The sequence below is a fragment of the Acerihabitans sp. TG2 genome (assembly GCF_035013185.1).
Classification (GTDB): domain Bacteria; phylum Pseudomonadota; class Gammaproteobacteria; order Enterobacterales; family Enterobacteriaceae; genus Acerihabitans.
In genome coordinates this window covers 1-884 of record NZ_JAYGJO010000097.1, presented here as the reverse complement: position 1 = coordinate 884, position 884 = coordinate 1, and the positions used below count along the sequence as shown (strand labels likewise).

Annotated in this window: 1 protein-coding gene; it reads left to right on the top strand. The window is 61.2% G+C overall.

The annotated features are described in order from the left end of the window. Positions 1-18: 18 nt before the first annotated feature. The coding region (locus tag SJI19_RS24690; RefSeq protein WP_323480875.1) for a VENN motif pre-toxin domain-containing protein at positions 19-884 on the top strand (866 nt) is incomplete at its 3' end.

Here is an 884-nt window from a genome sequence, read left to right as displayed (position 1 = left end):
CAAATGGTGAGTAACGTGATGGGCAACGTCCTGGGCGGCAGCGGCGGTTCCGGTCATGCCAGCAGCCACACGCGCGCAGCGGTAAGCGAGGGCACACTGACGGTGCGCCAGGTGGCACAGCAGCGCCAGGAACTGAGTGGTTTAAGCCGCGACGCGGCGGGGGCGCACCAGGCGCTCAGTCCGATTTTTGATAAAGAGAAAGAGCAACAGCGGCTACAGGAAGTGAAGTTGATCACCGATATCTGCGGACAGTTGATGGACATTGCGGGCACGTCGGCGGCTATCACCGCAGCCGAGGCGGCCAGCGAGGCAAAACATCGCAATAGCGCAGCAGACCGGCAGGCGGCACGTGAACAATTGGCAACAGGTGATAACCCCAACCAAAGCCCAACGGAAGCGCAAATAAAGCAGCAGATTTACGACACGGCCTATAATCTTAATCTCTCGCATTCGGCGCTGGGTACCGGCGGCCACTACCGACAAGCGTTGCAAGCGGCGGTCGGAGTACTAAAGGTGGCGCTCACCGGCGGGGGCATCAGCGAAGCACTGGCAGCAGGCGGCGCGCCGTATATTGCCGAAGGCATCAAACACGCCACCGGGGATAACGATGAAGCGCGTTACACGGCACATGCTATCGCCGGCGCGGTGTTGGCGCACATGCAAGGGCAAGACGCCCTGGCTGGCGGTGCGGGGGCTTTAACCGGCGAGCTGGCGGCGGCACAGATCATGAAACATGCCTACCCGGGCAAAACCGTCGAACAGCTTACGGAAGGGGAAAAGCACACCATCAGCACGCTGGGCACCCTGGCGGCGGGACTGGCGGGTGGTCTGACGGGCAATGGAATGGGCGAAGCAATAGTGGGAGCGCAAATGGGTAAAAATGC